Source organism: Vreelandella rituensis, assembly GCF_003336665.1.
Classification (GTDB): Bacteria; Pseudomonadota; Gammaproteobacteria; order Pseudomonadales; family Halomonadaceae; genus Vreelandella; species Vreelandella rituensis.
The window spans coordinates 1-1,245 of the sequence record NZ_QPIJ01000147.1 but is presented as its reverse complement, the minus strand read 5'-3'; the positions used below and the strand labels follow the sequence as shown (position 1 = coordinate 1,245).

2 protein-coding genes are annotated in these 1,245 nt (G+C 58.0%); both read left to right on the top strand.

The window, feature by feature from the left end; genetic code table 11:
- The first annotated feature begins 669 nt into the window (after positions 1-669).
- Positions 670-894, top strand: coding sequence for a hypothetical protein (locus DU506_RS21175; protein ID WP_114488789.1), 225 nt, complete (start codon positions 670-672; stop codon positions 892-894).
- On the top strand, positions 891-1,067 hold the full coding sequence (locus tag DU506_RS21855) for a hypothetical protein (RefSeq protein ID WP_181870851.1): 177 nt from the start codon (positions 891-893) through the stop codon (positions 1,065-1,067). The genes DU506_RS21175 and DU506_RS21855 overlap by 4 nt, the downstream gene beginning before the upstream one ends.
- Positions 1,068-1,245 lie beyond the last annotated feature (178 nt).

Genomic DNA, 1,245 nt, shown 5'->3' with positions numbered 1-1,245 from the left:
TTCCGGGGGAGAAGGGTAAACCGCGCGACGACGACCATTGCGAAAGCCGCAACCAATCGTGGCCGCTGGGGCAGTGGTTGAAGCAACCCGCGCCACCTTATGCCGCGCCACACATGTGGGCAGCACACAAATAAAAACGCCAGCGAATAGCCCTTATGTACGGGGCTATTACCGGGCGTTTTTGCCCCCTGTTATTTATCAAGGAGTGAACTGATATGGCTGAAACCGAAGAATTTGAATTGCACGCCGCAAAGGCATTTTTTGCCAGTGCGTGGGCGGATGCTGCCGATGAGTCCGAAGATTCACCNGGCGGATGCTGCCGATGAGTCCGAAGATTCACCCATCGGCGCAGGTACTGAAATTTTTGATGTAATGCCCGATGAAATCGACCCCGCTGCAATGCACGCCGCGCGGACCCTGCGCATGGATATGGAACGCGAAAACGGTCTAAGCATCGGCGACTTGCTGGGGCTGATTGAGCGCGATGGTGACGGCGACCGACCCAACACAATCGACCACTTCGGTCACTATGCCGCAATGCAAGCCATGGGTCACGGTGTTGGACTTAACGATGCTTTCGGGCCTGATGTGTACGAAGCCATCAAGGTGCCTTATGTTGAGTTTGGCTCACACTCACTCAGCCGCGACTATTTCTAAGGGGATTGCAGCATGAAACAAAAACGCTATTTTGCCGTGCACGCCTTCGGGTTTCCCGGTCACCCCTTCCCAAAATTTTGGGATGCTTACCCCACTCTGCAGCATGCGCGCAACGCAGCACGGCAGGCTATCAAGGACGGATGGCGCGAATGTGAGATTCTGCGCGACAAACCCCGCGTGCCGGGCAATGTCGGCATTGAACGTGAGACCGTAGAAACTTTGAGGAGCGCATCGTGAAAAAAGCAGACTATGCCGCACTGGCGGCCGTACTCCAAGACCGCATAGCTGAAGCCCGCGCGCGCGGCTGGGTGCAAGCCGAGTCGGAACTTCGATTGGTGGCCTGCGAGCTGGCCCGCACGCTCAACGTCAACCGAGCAGAATTCCTGAAGGCGTGCGGTATCGAGCCATAGCCGCGCCGCCATCCAGCCACGTGCTACCGGACGCACGCTAAACACCGAGAGACCGTAGGCGGTCCCATGTTTTCGGACGTGGGACCGCCTACGGTTTTTTGCGCTTGCGCTTTTGTTTTTGGTGCTGGCGCGGATGGCCTGCGGTGGGCGCGGATGGCCTGCGGTGGGCGCGGATGGC